Annotated in this window: 19 protein-coding genes; 9 read left to right on the top strand and 10 right to left on the bottom strand. The window is 72.8% G+C overall.

All coding sequences use genetic code 11. From position 1 onward, the window contains the following. The first annotated feature begins 43 nt into the window (after positions 1-43). Positions 44-946: a hypothetical protein gene (locus tag ACQEUU_RS01695; RefSeq protein ID WP_433059295.1), complete on the top strand. Its 903-nt coding sequence runs from the start codon at positions 44-46 to the stop codon at positions 944-946. On the opposite strand, the gene ACQEUU_RS01690 is transcribed toward ACQEUU_RS01695, so the two are convergent. Continuing rightward, the gene (locus ACQEUU_RS01690; RefSeq protein WP_408638137.1) at positions 918-1,439 is read right to left on the bottom strand and encodes a gamma carbonic anhydrase family protein; all 522 of its coding nucleotides are present in this window, start codon (positions 1,437-1,439) and stop codon (positions 918-920) included. The two genes, ACQEUU_RS01695 and ACQEUU_RS01690, sit on opposite strands and share 29 nt — an antisense overlap. A 155-nt stretch (positions 1,440-1,594) precedes the next feature. On the opposite strand from ACQEUU_RS01690, the gene ACQEUU_RS01685 reads away from it, so the two are divergent. After that, positions 1,595-2,596, top strand: coding sequence for a hypothetical protein (locus ACQEUU_RS01685; protein ID WP_433059293.1), 1,002 nt, complete (start codon positions 1,595-1,597; stop codon positions 2,594-2,596). Between the two features lie 138 nt (positions 2,597-2,734). Here the strand turns inward: ACQEUU_RS01685 and ACQEUU_RS01680 are convergent, their stop codons facing one another. From ACQEUU_RS01680 to ACQEUU_RS01670, 3 genes are all read right to left on the bottom strand, one after another. After that, the gene (locus tag ACQEUU_RS01680; RefSeq protein ID WP_433059290.1) at positions 2,735-2,974 is read right to left on the bottom strand and encodes a hypothetical protein; all 240 of its coding nucleotides are present in this window, start codon (positions 2,972-2,974) and stop codon (positions 2,735-2,737) included. Positions 2,975-3,099: 125 nt separating this feature from the next. After that, entirely contained in the window at positions 3,100-3,852 is a 753-nt protein-coding gene (locus ACQEUU_RS01675) for a GntR family transcriptional regulator (protein WP_433059287.1), read from the bottom strand. A gap of 153 nt (positions 3,853-4,005) precedes the next feature. Continuing rightward, positions 4,006-4,470, bottom strand: a complete 465-nt coding sequence (locus ACQEUU_RS01670; protein WP_433059284.1) for a VanZ family protein — start codon at positions 4,468-4,470, stop codon at positions 4,006-4,008. Positions 4,471-4,692: 222 nt separating this feature from the next. Here ACQEUU_RS01670 and ACQEUU_RS01665 point away from each other — a divergent pair, with 222 nt between their 5' ends. Genes ACQEUU_RS01665 through kynU form a run of 6 tightly spaced genes read left to right on the top strand, consistent with a single transcriptional unit; the run spans position 4,693 to position 9,728 of the window. Next, positions 4,693-5,490 carry a 2-keto-4-pentenoate hydratase gene (locus ACQEUU_RS01665; protein WP_433059282.1) on the top strand — a complete coding sequence of 266 codons (798 nt, stop codon included), beginning with the start codon at positions 4,693-4,695 and terminating at the stop codon, positions 5,488-5,490. Next, complete coding sequence (locus ACQEUU_RS01660) at positions 5,487-5,921, top strand: RidA family protein (RefSeq protein WP_433059279.1); 435 nt, start codon at positions 5,487-5,489, stop codon at positions 5,919-5,921. Before ACQEUU_RS01665 ends, ACQEUU_RS01660 begins: the two co-directional genes overlap by 4 nt. Next, entirely contained in the window at positions 5,918-6,433 is a 516-nt protein-coding gene (locus ACQEUU_RS01655; protein ID WP_433059276.1) for a 3-hydroxyanthranilate 3,4-dioxygenase, read from the top strand. The genes ACQEUU_RS01660 and ACQEUU_RS01655 overlap by 4 nt, the downstream gene beginning before the upstream one ends. Next, on the top strand, positions 6,434-7,402 hold the full coding sequence (locus tag ACQEUU_RS01650; protein WP_433059273.1) for an amidohydrolase family protein: 969 nt from the start codon (positions 6,434-6,436) through the stop codon (positions 7,400-7,402). Between the two features lie 12 nt (positions 7,403-7,414). Continuing rightward, complete coding sequence (locus ACQEUU_RS01645; protein WP_433059270.1) at positions 7,415-8,530, top strand: ABC transporter substrate-binding protein; 1,116 nt, start codon at positions 7,415-7,417, stop codon at positions 8,528-8,530. 4 nt (positions 8,531-8,534) lie between these two features. After that, positions 8,535-9,728 carry a kynureninase gene (kynU, locus tag ACQEUU_RS01640; RefSeq protein ID WP_433059267.1) on the top strand — a complete coding sequence of 398 codons (1,194 nt, stop codon included), beginning with the start codon at positions 8,535-8,537 and terminating at the stop codon, positions 9,726-9,728. Here kynU and ACQEUU_RS01635 read toward each other — a convergent pair. Together ACQEUU_RS01635 and ACQEUU_RS01630 are read right to left on the bottom strand one after the other, a co-directional pair. Next, a complete protein-coding gene (locus ACQEUU_RS01635; RefSeq protein ID WP_433059264.1) occupies positions 9,721-10,098 on the bottom strand; it encodes an MmcQ/YjbR family DNA-binding protein in 378 nt (125 codons plus the stop codon). The genes kynU and ACQEUU_RS01635 overlap by 8 nt on opposite strands. Continuing rightward, positions 10,095-11,141: a DUF2293 domain-containing protein gene (locus ACQEUU_RS01630; protein ID WP_433059262.1), complete on the bottom strand. Its 1,047-nt coding sequence runs from the start codon at positions 11,139-11,141 to the stop codon at positions 10,095-10,097. The genes ACQEUU_RS01635 and ACQEUU_RS01630 overlap by 4 nt, the downstream gene beginning before the upstream one ends. A gap of 92 nt (positions 11,142-11,233) precedes the next feature. On the opposite strand from ACQEUU_RS01630, the gene ACQEUU_RS01625 reads away from it, so the two are divergent. Continuing rightward, a complete protein-coding gene (locus ACQEUU_RS01625) occupies positions 11,234-12,040 on the top strand; it encodes an FKBP-type peptidyl-prolyl cis-trans isomerase (protein WP_433059259.1) in 807 nt (268 codons plus the stop codon). 9 nt (positions 12,041-12,049) lie between these two features. Here the strand turns inward: ACQEUU_RS01625 and ACQEUU_RS01620 are convergent, their stop codons facing one another. The 4 genes from ACQEUU_RS01620 to mads6 all read right to left on the bottom strand — a co-directional run bounded on the left by ACQEUU_RS01620 (position 12,050) and on the right by mads6 (position 16,228). Then, positions 12,050-12,805: a GntR family transcriptional regulator gene (locus ACQEUU_RS01620; protein WP_433059256.1), complete on the bottom strand. Its 756-nt coding sequence runs from the start codon at positions 12,803-12,805 to the stop codon at positions 12,050-12,052. Between the two features lie 9 nt (positions 12,806-12,814). Continuing rightward, a complete protein-coding gene (gene trpA, locus ACQEUU_RS01615; protein ID WP_433059253.1) occupies positions 12,815-13,591 on the bottom strand; it encodes a tryptophan synthase subunit alpha in 777 nt (258 codons plus the stop codon). Next, positions 13,588-14,793, bottom strand: coding sequence for a tryptophan synthase subunit beta (trpB, locus tag ACQEUU_RS01610; RefSeq protein WP_433059251.1), 1,206 nt, complete (start codon positions 14,791-14,793; stop codon positions 13,588-13,590). Before trpB ends, trpA begins: the two co-directional genes overlap by 4 nt. 91 nt (positions 14,794-14,884) lie before the next feature. After that, positions 14,885-16,228, bottom strand: coding sequence for a methylation-associated defense system protein kinase MAD6 (gene mads6 / locus ACQEUU_RS01605; protein WP_433059248.1), 1,344 nt, complete (start codon positions 16,226-16,228; stop codon positions 14,885-14,887). Positions 16,229-16,261 lie beyond the last annotated feature (33 nt).

Genomic DNA, 16,261 nt, shown 5'->3' with positions numbered 1-16,261 from the left:
AGACCGGAACCGAGGGTTAGGAGTAGGCGGCAGAATGTCCGCTATGAGGGCGAGACTGGCGGGCATGATGGCGGTCGTGGGCGTGGTGAGCGGGTGCGGGACGGTGACGGCTTCCCCGCCGCGGCTGGACGGCCCCGGGGTGCTCACCCTCGACAAGGCCCGGCCGCCCACGCCCGGCGGAGAGGTGGGCGGCGCCTCCACCGAGTTCAAGACCGCCAAGGACCTGGCGATGTGGCTCAAGCTCAGCGACAAGGAGAAGGACGTCGACCGCCTCGCCAAGCTGGACGTCAACGCGACCGCCAAGGGCGCCATGTACCTGGAGCCCAGGACCTCCGCCTGGTTCGACGGCTTCCGCGGCCCGTTCGTCTACCAGGACCTGGCCGGCGACATCGTCATGCACGCCCGGGTGAAGGTGGAGAGCAGACGGGGCGGCAGGCCCGGGCGCAAGTTCTCGCTCGGCGGCCTGATGGCCCGGGTGCCCGGCTCGTACGACAACCCCAACTGGGTGTCGATCACCACCGGCACCACCGACAGGCCGGGCCGGATCGAGTCGAAGTACACCCAGGACGGCAGCTCCAAGCCCAAGGAGGTCGCCGCCAAGGGCGGCTGGACGGAGTTCGTGCTGGCCCGGGTGGGCAGGGTGTGCGCCGCCCTCTACAAGGAGGAGGGCGGCGAGTGGAAGGTGGCCGACCGGTGGCCGACCGAGTTCCCCGAGGTGCTCCAGTGGGGCGTGACCGCGTACTCCGACTGGGACGGCTACGCCACCCTCAAGAAGGACCACGTCAAGGGCAACGCCAAGCTGGTGAGGGGGCGCCCCGACCTGAGGATGACCGTCGACTACGTCAGGTTCCTCAGACCGGAGCTCCCCGACTACGCCGACCCGCTGAACACCGCGTCGGTCTCGGACGAGGTGCTGATCAAAGCGCTGACGCCCGCCGATGTCTGAGCGCCGCCGCCATGTAGGTGTCCGGCGTACGGGCGAAGGACGCCCGGTCGTCGTCGGTCAGCTCGCGCACGACCTTCCCCGGCACCCCGGCCACCAGCACCCCCGCCGGGATCTTCTTGCCGGGCCCGATCAGCGCGCCGGCCGCGACGAGGGTGCCCGCGCCCACGCGGGCGCCGCCCAGCACGATCGCGCCGATGCCGATCAGCGCGCCCGTCTCCACGTGGGCGCCGTGGACCATGGCCTTGTGGCCGAGGCTCACCCGCGGCTCCAGGACGGCCGGCTCACCGGGATCGGCGTGCAGGCAGCAGAGGTCCTGGACGTTGCACTCCTCACCGATCTCGATGCGCTCGCCGTCCGCCCGCAGGACGGACCCGTACCAGATGCTCGACGCCCGGCCTATCGTGACCCTGCCGACCACGACGGCGCCGGGGGCGACGTACGCGTCGGGGTGGATCTCCGGGATCGCCCCGTCGTCCAATGCAGCGATGTACATCCCACCCATCGTAATTCCCGCCATTTCCCGCCCGGCTCCGGCATTCCGGTTGCGGTCGGGGGCAGGAGGCAGGAGAGTCGATTACTGACGTCTCGTCATCAGATCCTCACAATCCGCAGTTTCCCCCGCCTCACGCGAACGTATAGGTAATCCCCATGACACACGGGCACGACAGCATTCCCGACCTGATGCAGGAAGACATCTTCGACATCACCATGCGCGGCTACAACCGCCGCCAGGTGCACGACTACATGGCCAAGACCCGCAACCAGATCAGGGATCTGGAGGAGCGGCTGGCGCGCGCGATCGACCAGGCGGAGCAGAGCCGCATCGAGCTCGTGGACGCCAGGCGGCAGATCGCCGAGGTGCCCCAGAACTTCAACCCCAGCACCCGGCTGGAGCAGATACTCAAGCTCGGCCAGGAGGAGGCCGCCTCCCTGCGGGAGGAGGCCGAGGCCGAGAGCACCGCGCTGCGCGAGTCCGCCAAGACGGAGTCGGACCGGTTGCTGACCTCCGCCCGGGAGACCGCCGACAAGATGCTCACCTCCGCGCAGGAGGAGGCCGAGCGGCGGGTGGGCGAGGCCACCGAGGCGGCCGAGCGCATGCTGGAGCAGGCGGGGGCCGACGCGGAGGAGGCCCGTACCTCCGCGCGCGCCGAGGCCGACGCCATGCTGCAGCAGGCGCGGGCCGAGTCGGAGCACCTGGTGACCGTGGCGCGTGAGGAGGCCGAGCGGCTGGTGTCGACCGCGACGGCCGAGTCGGAGCAGACCCTCGCCGGGGCGCGGGCCGAGGCGGAGCGGACGGTGGCCGCCGCCCACGCCGAGGCCGAGGCGGCGCTGGCCGCGGCACAGCAGCGGGTGGCCTCGCTCGACGAGCACGCCGGCCGCCGGGTGGAGTATCTGAGCAACACCCACAACGAGGTGGTGCGCAGGCTGAACGAGGTCAACTCGGTGCTGAGCGACCTGATGCGCAAGGAGGCCGGGGCGGGCCCGCTGGTGCCGGAGGCGATCGCGCCGCCCGCGGCGCAGCCCCAGCTGCCCAGCGGACAGGACCAGGACGACGTCCGGGTGATCGTCGAGGAGGAGGACGAGCCGCGCGAGGAGCGGTCGGCGGACGACACGGACGTCAACCTGGGCCGGCTCGAACTGCGCAAGTAGCGGGTGGAAGCCTCCGCCCCCGATCGGGTCGGAGGCTTCCACGCGTGCCCCCTCTTGGTGGCCCGGTGCCGGGGCCGCCGAGACGCTGGACACGGCACCGGGCGGATCGTGGTGGCGGCGGGCGAGGCGGCCCGCCGCTCACGGAGGAGCGGGGCCGGCTCGCCGCTCGAACTCCCCCGCCAGCCTCTGCTGGTCCCGGAGCTGCTCGCGCAGGTTCTCGGGGTCGTCCGCGTCGATGGTCATCGCACCGCCGGCGTCGCGCTGCGCGTCGCTGAGCGGGTGGTGGCGCGTCGCCCACCAGCGCCCGGCATCGCTTCGCCAGATGGTCCACTGCGGGAACTCTCGGGCGATCTCAGCGAGATGCCGGTCAAAGGTCATCTGATCAAACCCTCCGAGGGCCCCTGTTCGAGGTTCCATCCACTTTCGAGGGTGCGCCACCTCTCTAGAGAACACAATGATCGAAGGGGTCAGGTCAACGTAGCTACTTGACAATGTCGCTTGACTCATGCGTCGAAGTCGTACTGGAGTACGTATGCCGCGGCGTCCAGCACCATCTCGTTGACCTCCACCGGCGACCCTCCGGCGAGGAAGGCGGTGCGGTCGACGACGATGACCGGGGTGCCGGCCGGCAGGCCCAGGAGGCCGCTCTCGCGGGGGCTCGGCATACGGGCGCGCACCTCTTCGGTGAAGTGCGCGGGAGGCAGGCCGAGGTCGCGCAGCCGGGCGTAGACGCCGCCGGGCCCGGTGTCCTCCTGGGTGATCGGGCTGCCCTCGACGAGCGGCGCGGGGAAGTAGGAGGTGGCCAGTTGCACGGGCCTGGCGTCGACCAGGTAGCGGCGCCGGCGCACCCAGACGTCGGGGGTGCCGAGCATGTGCGCCACCTCGCCGGGGGCCTGCTCGCGGACCACCTCGACCTGGTCGACGGTGAAGGGACGGCCGCGGGTGTCGGCGTCCCAGATCGATCGTCCCTCGCCCCACTGCTCGCGCGCCAGACGGCGGGAGCCGTGCCTGCGTATCGGTTTGAACAGTCGCACGTAGACCCCCGAGCCTCGCTTCGGTACGGCCAGACCTTCGTTGATCAGAACCGCGAGCGCCTGCCTGGCGGTGGCCCGTGCGATCGCGTACTCGGTCATGAGAGCGTTCTCGCCTGGTAGCCGGTCCCCGTCGCGCAGGTCGCCGGATTGGATCCGGTCGCGGAGTGCGTCGGCGATCTGGCGGTAGATGGGAGGTTCGTGGGGTACCGGGGATTCAGACACAGTTAGATCACCCTCTGTCACCAACCGGGTTTGGCGTCTCCAGAGAACTTGCCCCGTCTTGTCTACGATCGCACAGGTACAGAGGTTGGTTGCGTGTCTCTTTTTGAGCGGTGTATGCCTGTGTGGTGACAACGGCCCGTTTTTATCGGGCCGTTACCTGCGAAAAGGGCCGGCCGTTGCGGCCCGGGCCCACCAGCGGCGCGTAACCGCCGCGGCCGCCACCGCCCCCGCCGTGTTGATCAGGACGTCGTCCACGGACGAGACCCGGCCGAGTCGCAGGACGTACTGGAGGGTCTCCACGAGCAGGGAGGCGACCGCCGCGACCGCGGCCACGCGAGCCGGCGAGGCCAGGCGCGCGGAGCGGACGGGCAGCAGCGCGCCGAGCGAGGCGAACACCAGCAGATTGCCTCCGACCTGCACGAACGCCGTCTCCCATGGCGCCCGCAGCACCGCGGCGAGATCGCGGAACGGGATCAGGCTGATGCCTTCCGCGCCGCCCGCCGGAGTGAGGATCATCCAGATCCAGGGGGCGGTGCCGACCGCGATCCCCACGTCGGCGAGCGCGGTGCGCAGGGCCGCCGGGTGTCCGCGGCGGGCGCGTCGGCGCGACAGGAGCACGATGGCCAGCGCGGCGCATGGAAGGGCAAAAGTACCAGCAATAATGACGTTTCCCCACGAATCCCACGTGCGCGCCACCGGACCATGATGTCCGAGGCGGACGGCTACGGGAAGATGACCCTCAAGACAGGTCGCGCGTGGGCAGCATCAGCGACATGGCGCGCGGCGACGCGGCGAGAGACGATGCTATGGGCACGACAACGATCAAGCGGGAGTTACCCGATGCAGGATGAATGGTCGCAGGCGGTCGACGGGCGCACCGACGCCGCCGGCCGGTTGGCGGAGGCCGCGCGGTCCGGCAAGCCGTGCGAGCCCGTCCGCGACGTGGTCGGCACCACGCGGGAGGCGTACGCCGTACAGGAGATCAACACGCGCCGGGCGCTGGACGAGGGACGCCGCCTGGTGGGCCGGAAGATCGGCCTCACCCATCGGGAGGCGCAGGAGCGGCTCGGCGTCGACCAGCCCGACTACGGCATGCTTTTTGCGGATATGTCGTATCTCGATGGGTTGCCCATCCCCATCACGCGCTTCCTCCAGCCCAGGGTCGAGGCGGAGATCGCCTTCGTGATGGGCGCCGACCTGGTGGGCGGGCCCTTCACGGTGGCCGACGTGATCAGGGCGGTCGACTTCGTGCTGCCCGCCATCGAGATCGCCGACTCGCGCGTCGCCGGCTGGGACATCACGCTCCCCGACACCATCGCCGACAACGCCTCCGCCGGCGCGTTCGTGCTGGGCAACACGCCCGCCCCGCTGATCGGCTCCGACCTGCGGCTGGCCGGCATGCGCATGACCCGCGCGGGCGCGGAGGTCTCGGCCGGCGCGGGCGCGGCGTGCATGGGCCACCCACTCAACGCGGCCGTGTGGCTCGCCGGGGCGCTCGGCCGCACCCCCTTCCCGCTGCGGGCCGGCGACGTGGTGCTGACGGGCGCACTCGGGCCGGTGGTCCCGGCCGAGCCGGGCGACACGTTCGAGGCGCACATCGACGGGCTGGGCTCCGTCCGGGCGGTGTTCTCCCGGTGAGCCGCGACCACGGCCGGGCGCTGCTGGTCGAGGGCAAGGCGACGCCGCGCGGCCGGTTCCCGCACGCCCGCCGCGCCGGCGACTTCCTGTACATCTCGGGCACCAGCTCCAGAAGGCCGGACAACACCTTCGCCGGCGCGGAGGCCGACGAACTGGGCGTCACCGAACTCGACATCCGCGCCCAGACGAGGGCCGTCATCGAGAACCTCGGCGACATACTCAAGGCGGCCGGCGCCTCGCTGGCCGACCTCGTGCAGATCACCGCCTATCTGGTCAACATGAACGACTACAAGGGCTACAACGAGGTCTACGCCGAGTTCTTCGACGAGGAAGGGCCGACCAGGACCACGGTGGCCGTCCACCAGCTGCCGCACCCCCACCTGCTGATCGAGATGCAGGCCGTCGCCTATCACCCATGGGAGAGATCATGATTCCCCCGATCGACTTCACCAAGTGGATCGACGAGCACGCCCACCTGCTCAAGCCGCCGGTGGGCAACAAGGTGGTCTTCGAGGGGGCCGAGGACTTCATCGTCATGGTGGTCGGCGGGCCGAACTCCCGCACCGACTACCACGTCGACCCGTACGAGGAGCTCTTCTACCAGATCCGCGGCAACATGCACGTCAACGTGATCACCGACAAGGGGCCGGAGACCGTGCACATCAGGGAGGGGCAGATGTGGCTGCTCCCGCCGTCGATGCCGCACTCCCCGCAGCGCCCCGAGGAGGGGTCGGTCGGGCTGGTGGTGGAGCGGATCCGGCCTGAGGGCACGCTGGAGCGGTTCCAGTGGTACTGCGAGCGGTGCGGCTCGCCGGTCCACGAGGTGGAGCTGCAGGTACGCGACATCGTCGAGGACCTGCCGCCGGTGTTCAACGCGTTCTACGCCGACGAGAAGGCCCGCACCTGCCCGGGCTGCGGCGCGCTCCACCCGGGCAAGGGCTGAATGATCACTGACGTCCACACCCACCACGTGCCCAGGGGCTGGCCCGACCTGGGCTGGCAGGGCGCGCCCCGCCTGCGGGTGGAGTCCGAGCGGGAGGCGGTCATCCTCGTCGGCGGCGCCGAGTTCCGCCGGGTCGGCCACGAGTGCTGGGACCCCCGGGTGCGGCTGGAGGCGATGGACCGCGACGGGGTGGACCGTCAGGTGGTCTCGCCGACGCCGGTGTTCTTCGGCTACGACCGGCCGGCCGCCGAGGGCGTGCGGATCGCCCGGATCTTCAACGACCTGGCGCTGGAGATCTGCGACGGGGACCGGCTGGTGCCGTTCTGCCAGGTGCCGCTGCAGGACCCCGACCTGGCCTGCGAGGAGCTGGACCGGTGCCTGGCCAACGGGCACCGGGGCGTCGAGATCGGCAACCACGCCGGCGACCGCGACCTGGACGACGACGGGATCGTGCGCTTCCTGGCCCACTGCGCCGACCGGGGAGCCCCGGTGTTCGTGCACCCGTGGGACATGCCGTCGGGGCCGCGGCTGGACCGGTGGATGGCGCGGTGGCTGGTGGGCATGCCGGCCGAGACCCACCTGTCGATCCTGGCGATGATCCTCGGCGGGGTGTTCGACCGCGTCCCCGACACCCTGCGCATCTGCTTCGCGCACGGCGGCGGGTCGTTCGGGTTCTGGCTGGGCCGCTTCGAGAACGCCTGGCACCGCAAGAAAGACCTGGTCGGCGTCTCGCGGCTGCCGCCGTCCGGGTATCTCGGCAGGTTCGGCGTCGACGCGGCCGTCTTCGACGAGCGGGCGCTGCGCCTGCTCGTCGACACCTTCGGCGAGGACCACGTCATGCTCGGCTCGGACTATCCGTACCCGCTGGGCGAGTCGCCCGCGGGGGAGCTGATCAGGACGGCCGGGTTCCTCACCGACGTGGCGCGGGACAAGCTGCTGCGCCGCAACGCCGAGGCGTTCCTGGGCTGAGGGGAGCTCACCATGCGGTTACCGCCCGTCGTCGGGCTGGTGGTGCTGATGGCCGCGGGCTGCGGCGGCGGGTCCGCGCCACAGCCGTCGCAACAGGAGGACGGCGAGGTCAGGGTGGGCGTGATCGTCTCCCAGACCGGCGTCTTCGCCATGCTGGGTGACGAGATGGAACAGGCCATGCGCCTGTTCCTGGAGGCGAGCGGCGGCGAGCTGGGCGGCAGGCCCGCCCGGCTGGTCGTCGCCGACGACGGCGGGACGCCGGGGCAGGGCAGGCAGGCGGCCAGACGGCTCATCGAGCGCGACCGGGTGGACGTGATCACCGGGCTGCTGGCCTCGCCGGTCGCCGAGGCCGTGGTGGACGAGGCCCGGGGGACCCCGGTCGTGGTGGCCAACGCCGGGGCCGACGAGCTGGGCGGGCCGGGCGTGTTCCGGGTGTCGTTCACCAACCACGAGCACGGGCACGCCGCGGGCCGCTACGCCGCCGAGGCCCACGGCCGGCGGCCGGCCGTGCTCATGGCCTCCGACTACTCGGGCGGCGTCGAGACCCTGGACGGCTTCGAGGAGGGGTACGGAGCGGGCAAGCTGGCGCGCATCCTGACCCCGTACGGCAGGACGCTGGACCTGGCGCCGTACCTCGCGCGGATCCCGCCGGAGGCGGAGCTGCTGTACGCGTTCTACGCGGGCGGCGAGGCGGTCACCTTCGCCAAGGCGTTCAAGCAGCTCGGCTACGACGCCAGGATCGACCTGCTGACCGGCCAGAACCTCATGGACGAGGACGTGCTCGCGGCCGTCGGGCCGGACGCGGAGGGCATCGTCAGCGTCGGCCTGTACGCGCCGGCGCTGGAGAACCCGGAGAACACCGCCTTCGTGGCCCGGTGGCAGACGCGGACCGGGCAGAACCCCTCGGTGGTGGCGGTGCAGAGCTGGGACGCCATGCGGCTGCTGGATCGGGCCGCGGCCCGGGGCGGCGACCTGATGACCGAGCTGGGCAGGGTGGGGGAGCTGCCCAGCCCGCGGGGGGCGCTGCGGCTGCATCCGGCGACGCATGACCCGGTGCAGAACTGGTATGCCCGCCAGTACCAAAATGGTACAAATCGGGTTATCGCCACCATTCCCCCTAAGGAGTGACCAGTTGCTGGATCGCGACCGCTGCCTCGCCCTGGACGCCGAGGATCCGCTGCGGGAGTTCAGGGACGAGTTCGTGCTCCCCGAAGGGGTCATCTACCTCGTGGGCAACTCGCTCGGCGCGCTCCCGCGCCGCGCCCCCGAGCGGGTACGCAGGACGGTCGAGGACGAGTGGGGCGCCCAGCTCGTCGGCGGCTGGAACAGCGCCGGCTGGTTCGAGCAGCCGCTGAGCACCGGCGACCGGATCGCGCCGCTCATCGGCGCCGGCCCCGGCCAGGTCGTCGTGGGCAACACCACCTCGATCGCGATCCACCAGGCGGTCGCGGCGGCGGCGCGGCTGCGCCCGGACCGGCGGGTCATCGTCTCCGACGCGCGCAACTTCCCGACCGACCACTACATGGTCCAAGGACTGGCCGAGGCGCTCGGCTACGAGCTGCGCGACGTCTCCGAGGGCCGTTTCGACGACGTGGCGGCGGTGCTGCTGTCGGAGGTCGACTACCGCACCGGCGAGCGCCACGACGTGATCGAGGTGACCGCCCGGGTGCAGGCGGCAGGGGCGCTGATGATCTGGGACGTCTGCCACAGCGTCGGCGCCATGCCGGTGGACGTGTCGGCCGCCGACTTCGCGGTCGGGTGCACGTACAAGTACCTCAACGGCGGGCCCGGCTCGCCGGCGTTCCTGTACGTGAACCCGCGCCACCAGGACGAGGCCGTCAACGTGCTGTCGGGCTGGTACGGCCACGCCGAGCCGTTCGGGTTCGAGCCCGGATACCGGCCGGCCCACGGGATCCGGCGGTTCGCGGTGAGCACGCCGCACGTGCTGTCGTTCGCCGCGCTGGAGGCCGCGCTGGACGTCTGGGAGCGGGTGCCGCTGCACCTGCTGCGCGCCAAGAGCGTGGCGCTCGGCGAGATCTTCGCGGGCCTGGTCGGCGACGCGCTGGAACTGGCCTCGCCCGCCGACCCCGAACGGCGCGGCAGCCACCTCGCCTTCCGTCATCCCCACGGGTATCCGGTGATGCGGGCGCTCATCGACCGGGGCGTGCACGGCGACTTCCGGGCGCCCGACATCCTGCGGTTCGGGCTGGCCCCGCTCTACATCCGCTACGTGGACGTGCACGACGCGGCGCGGATCCTGCTGGAGGTCCTGGACAAGGAGCTGTGGCGGGACGAGAAGTACGCCCGCCGGCTCGCCGTCACGTGACCCGGCCGTCCAGCTCCTTGACCGCCCGCTTCGGGGCGACGGCGCGGTAGCTCTCCTCGACCCAGTCGGTCAGCACGTCGGACGGCGGCAGCGGCGACTCCAGCGGCACCGTCACCCACCCGGCCCTGCCGAGGCCGTAGCCGCTGGGCCGCGCGCCCTCGACGGCGAGCGCGTGGCCGTGCGCCTCCGTCCGCAGTTTCACCCCGAACGTGGGCCGCCACTTGTCGGTGGGCTCCTCGACGCCGAGGAACAGGAAGATCTTCTTGCCGACCTTGACGACGGTGTCGCCCCACGGGTGGTCCTCCCACGCCTCCGGCAGGCCGAGCGCGAACGCGCGCAGCTCCTCCCGGGTGTCGTGCCATGCGCTCATCCCGACCCCGTCCTGAACTCGGCCAGTCTCCGATCGATGGCGTCCCGGATCCGCTCGCGCGCCTCCGCCCGGGGCACCCCCGCCATCAGCATGCCGTCGTAGCCGGTGTCCTGGTGGCGGATCGACGCGATCACCGCCAGCGTGATCGCGTTCTCGTCCAGGGCCCTGGCCGCCGCCGTGCGGCCGACCCGGCCGCTGCCGCGCAGGCCGGCGTGCTCGGCGATGGACCGGGCCCGCTCCGGCGGACATCCGGGGAACAGCCGGGCGATCTCGGCCGCCATCCGCTCCTGGTAGACCACGTCCTGCTCGGCCCTGCGCTCCCGGTCGCGCTCACGCCGGCGCGAGCGCGCCTCCTCGTCGGCCAGGCACCGCTCCTCGGCCCTGGCCAGCGCCTCCTCCTCGACCAGCAGCCCGCGGCGCTGGTAGACCTTGCGCCGCCGGTCGAACCGGACGACCACCGCCGCCAGCCCGCTCTCCTGCTTGGCCCGGCGGCTCAGCGCCGCGTTCCCCGCCGGCAGGAACACCAGGTGGTCCAGGTCGGCGCAGGTCAGGCAGTGGGGCCGGTCGTCCTCCATGATCAGGTACGGTCCGGTGTCGGCGCAGCCGGCACACGTCCACGCCGCGGAAGGCTCGACCACGACCAGGTCCGGCGGCCTGGCCTGACGCTCGGCGATCCGCCGCACCCGCGCCTCGCTCAGGTCGGGCGACAGCCAGTGGACGGTGAACGGCTCCTGCTCCGGATGCGCGGTGAAGCGCAGCGGGCGGCGGTCGCGGCTGCCTGACACGTACGGCGCCGGCACCGGGCGCAGCCCCTTGGCCTCCGCCCAGGAGCGCAGCAGGGCGGCCGTGGTGAGCAGGCGGTCGCCGTCGACCGCGGCCAGCTCGGCGAGCGTGGCAGCCCGGCCCTGCCGCCAGACGTCGACGTGCCGCGTGTGCAGCCAGCGCAACCCCGTCACCACGTCGATGAACGTCACGTAGCGATGGTCGGCCAGCGCGATCTCGGCGGCCTGGGCGACCCTGCGGGCCAGGTTCGGCTTGCTCACGCCCCTCAGTGTGCCGCGCCTTTGTCGCCCGGTGGGCATCCCTTGTGCCGATCGCGGCGAGTATCCGGACGAGCCGTCTTTCGGAGGAAATCTTGCGCCTGCTCTGGCCCGCCCTGCTCCTGCTCGCCGCCTCGTGCGGCGCCGCCCCGGCCGCCTCCCCGATGCCGGAGGTCAGGGGCGGGTTCGGCGTCAGGCCGCAGGTGACCGTGCCCGGAGGCAGGCCCGGTCACCGGGTGCGGATGGCGGTGCTGGCGGCGGGCCGGGGACGGCTGACCTCCCCCGGGGACGTGGTGCTGGCCGACGTCGAGATCCGCCGGTGGCAGGACAACGTCTCCCGGCTGAGCACGTTCGAGACCCACCGGCCGGTCGCGGTCGTCCTCGACGGGCGGCCGCTCCCGCGCGCCTGGCGTGAGGCCGTCGCCGGCCGGGCGGCGGGCAGCCGGGTGCTGGTGGTCGGTCCCGCCGCGCAGGTGCTCGGCCTGGACCTGCGCGCGGACACCGAAGGGCTGCGGCCCGGCGAGCCGCTGGTGGCGGTCATCGACGTGCTCGGCGGCTACCCGCCGGACGCCCGCCTGGTCGGCCGGCCGCTGCCCACCCCGCCCGCCGACCTCACCCCGCAGGCCCCGGCCCGCACGCTCATCGGGGGCTCGGGGGACGCGGTGCGCGCCGGATCCAAGGTGGTGGTGCAGTACGTCGCCGTCGCGTGGCCGTCGAGGACCGTGGCGGACTCCTCGTACCGCGCCGGCGGCCCGGCCGCCTTCACGCTGGCCCGGGACGGCGCGCCGGCCGGCTGGGTGGAGGGGCTGCGCGGCCAGCGGGTCGGGGGCCGGGTCGCGTTCGGCTCGCCGGCCGCCGGGCTGCTGTACGTGGTCGACATCGTGGACTGCGTGAACTGCTAGCGACGGCCCCTAGCTGGTCGCGCGCCAGGACAGGGACAGGCCGGTGGCGGCGCGTTCGGTGCGGATCTCCATCATGGTGCCCAGGATGGTGGCGTGGTCGGACACCACGGGAACGGCGTCGGGCGTGTAGGTGATGCGGGTGCTGAGGAGCACCGGACTGCCCTCGGGCTCGTGCAGCCGCCGTGCGGCGGCGGAGTCCAGCAGGCCGGGCCGGACCACCTCGGACGCCCGCGCCACCGCCACCCCCACGTCGGCCAGGGCCGCGTACAGGGAGACGGCGGCGAAGTCGCGGTCGCGGATCTGGTCGGCCACCGGCCTGCGCACCCAGGACACCTGGTGCACGGCGGGACGGCCGGCGAACTCGCGGACCCGTTCCAGCCGCAGCGCGGTGTCGCCGGGCCGCAGCCGCAGCTCGGCGGCGATCACGGCCGGGGCCCGGCGCATCGCCCGCCCGGCCACCACGGTCCGCACGTCGTGGCCCTGCTCGCGCAGGTCGTCGGCCAGGCTGCGGAGCGAGCCGAGCTGGTAGGCCAGGTGGGGCGGCGACACGTACGTGCCCTTGCCGGGCCGCTGCACGATCAGTCTCTCGTCGCTGAGCTCGCGCAGCGCCTGGCGCAGCGTCATGAGGGTCACCCCGTAGGAGGCGCTCAGCTCCCGCTGCGGGGGCAGCGCCTCGCCCGGGGCGTAGTGTTCCGACCGGATCTTCGCGGCGAGGTCGGCGGCGATGGCGCGGTATCTCGCCTCATGTCCGGCGTCGGGGGTCATCGTGGTGCGTCACTCCTGGTCGAGGGCCCGGCGCAGGGCCGCGAGGAAGGCCAGCAGGTCGTCCGGCCCGGCCCCGTCGAGCACCCGCCGCATGACCGCGGCGCCGACCACCACGCCGTCGGCGTGCCGGCGTGCCTCGCGCGCCTGGTCAGGCGTGGAAATGCCAAATCCTAGCAAGACCGGGCGGTCGGAGACGCTCCTGATCCGCGCGGTGAGCTCGCCCGCCGAGGCGGCGAGGCCGGCCCGCTCGCCGGTGGTGCCCATCAGCGACACCGCGTAGACGAACCCGCGGCTGCGGCGCGCGATCTCCGCCAGTCTCGGGTCCGGCGTGGCCGGAGAGGCCAGCAGGGCGAGGTCGATCCCGGCGGCGGCGGCCACGCCGGTCAGCTCGTCCGCCTCGTGGACCGGCAGGTCGGGCACGATCAGGCCGCCGACGCCGGCCCGGCGCAGCGCGGCGCAGAACGCCTCCGGCCCGTCGTGCAGCACCAGGTTGTAGTAGGTGCTGGCCACCAGCGGCACGCCCAGGCCGGCGACCTCGGCCAGGTCGGCGAGGACGCGGCGGGTGCTCGCCCCCCGGGCCAGCGCGGCCTCGCTCGCCCGCTGGATGGTGACGCCGTCGAGTGTCGGGTCGGAGAACGGCAGCCCGACCTCGATCGCGTCGGCCCCGGCCGCGGTGAACGCCTCCAGGTACCGCGTCCAGCCGGGCGCGACGCCCCCGGTGACGTACGGCATGAGCAGGCCGCGGCCGGTGTCCCGGCGGGCGCGCAGACGGTCCTCGACGGTCACAGCAGCTCCTTCAGGGTGGAGATGTCCTTGTCGCCCCGGCCGGACAGCGTCATCAGGACCGTCGATCCGGCGGGCAGGTCGCCGTCGCCCGCGGCGCGGATCACCCAGGCGAGGGCGTGCGCCGACTCGAGCGCGGGGACGATGCCCTCGGTGCGCGCCAGCCGCAGCGCCGCGCCGGCCGCCTCCTCGTCGGTCACCGTGACGTACCGGGCCCGGCCCAGGTCGCGCAGGTGGGCGTGCTCCGGGCCGACCCCGGGGTAGTCGAGCCCGGCGGCGATGGAGTGGGCCTCGACGATCTGCCCGTCGTCGTCCTGGAGGAACAGCGAGCGGCAGCCGTGCAGGACGCCGAGCTTGCCGCGGGCCGCCCCGGCGCCGCCCTCCGCCTCGACGCCGACGAAGCGCGCCGCGGTGTCGGCGAAACCGGCGAACGTGCCGGCCGCGTTGGAGCCGCCGCCCACGCACGCGACCACATGGTCGGGCACGCCGGTCCGCAGTTCGGCGGCGCACTGCGCGCGGGCCTCGTCGCCGATGACCCGCTGGAACTCCCTGACCATCCACGGGTACGGGTCCGGGCCGATCACCGAGCCGACGCAGTAGTGGGAGTCGCCGGTCGCGCCCACCCAGTGCCGCATGGCCTCGCTGGTCGCGTCCTTGAGAGTGCGGCTGCCCGTGGTCACCGGGACCACCTCGGCGCCCAGCAGGCGCATCCTGAAGACGTTCAGGCCCTGCCGCTCCATGTCGCGCTCGCCCATGAAGACCGTGGCCTCCAGCCCGAGCAGCGCGGCGGCGGTCGCGGCGGCCACCCCGTGCTGGCCCGCCCCCGTCTCGGCGATCAACCGCCGCCGTCCCATCCGCGCGGCGAGCAGAGCCTGGCCCAGCACATTGTTGATCTTGTGGGACCCGGTGTGGGCGAGGTCCTCGCGCTTGAGCCAGAGCCGCACGCCCAGCTCCCGCGACAGCCGCCGGGCCGGCGTGAGCGGGGTCGGACGCCCGGCGTGCAGGGCGAGCAGCTCCGCCAGGTCGCCCCGGAACCCCGGATCCGCCCATGCCGCCCGGAACGCCTCCTCCACCTCGCGGCACGCCTCCACCAGTGACTCCGGCGCGTACCGCCCGCCGTAGGGCCCGAACCGGCCCCGCGCCCCGGGCTCGCCCATCGTCCCGGCCACCGGGCCGGCCGCACGCCATGGCGACACGTATCGCATCCCGCACTCACCTCGTTCTATAACTCTGAAGAGAGTTCTATAACAGTGAGCATGGCATGGGGAGGCCGGGGGACGCCACCCTCGTGGGTGGTCAGCCGTTGGGGAGCAGGCGGCGGAAGAGGCGCCTGACGCGGGAGCCCGAGCCCGCGCCCTCCAGGGCGGCCAGCGACTCCGCCGCCGTCGGCCGCTTGGCCGGGACGGGGTCGATCATGCGCCGCACCACCTCGGGGACCTCCTGCCCGTACGCGTCGGCGCTGGTCGGCAGCGCGCCGGTGAGGAGCTGGTAGGCGATCACGCCGGCCGCGTACACGTCGGCGGCGGCGGTCATCCGATCCGCCTTGTCGTGGCACTCGGGCGCGACGTAATGGGCGTCGAGCACGTTGTGGAGCTCGTGCACCACCGTGTAGTCGCGCGGCCCCGGCTTGGCGTAGTCGAACCCGGTCAGCACCGCGTGGCCGTCGTCGGTCACCAGCACGCTGGCCGGGGTGAGCGCGCGGTGGATCACCCCGTGGGCGTGCGCGTGGGCCAGGCCGCGCAGCAGGTCCTGGATCACGCTCAGCCGCTCACCCCGGCCCAGCCGCAGGTGGAGGGCCTGGCCGTGGACGTCGTCGAGCACGAGCACGAACCGGCTCTCGTCGTCGATGGCGAAGAAGTCGCGCGAGCGCACCACGCACGGGTGCGGCGGGATCCTGGCCAGGGTCTGGTAGGCGTTGGCGATGCGCTGCCGCTCGGCCGCCCTGGCCGCCTGGTCGGCGAGCGGGTCGGCCTGGTAGACCCGGAGCAGCACCGTCTCGCTGCCCGGCAGCGTGGCGTTGAAAGCGCGGTATTCGGTGACCCGTGCGTCGCCGCCGAGCTGCTCCTCGACCTCCCAGTTGCCGAACCGGGGCGGCGCGGTGCTGCGCCGCACGGTCTGGTTGAGCGCGTCGAGCACGGCGGTCAGGTAGGGGCGCACGTCGGGGCTGCAACCGCGCCGCACCCGCCTGACGTCGCTCAAGGTCGGGATCAGGCCGGGCAGGTCGGTGACGTTGCCCGCGTCGCGTCCGGCGGGGTCGACCAGCAGGGCGTCGGGCGAGGTGAGCACCACCAGGGCGTCGACGTAGACCCGCTCCAGCTGGGTCGCCCGCGAGACGAGCAGGCCCTTGAGCGCTTTGGCCGTCCCGCGCAGCTTGGTGACCGGCGAGCCGAACGCCTCCCTGCGCGGCGGGAACCAGCGCGCGCCGGACACCTCGATCCGGCCCCTGGTGCCCTTGACGTCCACGACCACCAGCGCGTGCCCGGTCAGCACCAGCAGGTCCACCTCGAAGAGATCGTCGCCGCGGGGCACCTCGACGTTGTGGAGCAGCAGCCAGTCGGCGGGCGCGTGGTCTCTCAGGTACGCGATCACGCGCCGTTCGGCGTCGTTGACCGGCCGCCCACCCCCGACGATCTCTGCCATGAGCCTATCCTCGCACGAAAACAGTTGACAGCA

This window comes from Nonomuraea sp. CA-218870, assembly GCF_050936535.1.
Taxonomy (GTDB): Bacteria; Actinomycetota; Actinomycetes; order Streptosporangiales; family Streptosporangiaceae; genus Nonomuraea; species Nonomuraea corallina.
This window is presented reverse-complemented; position numbering and strand designations above follow the sequence as displayed.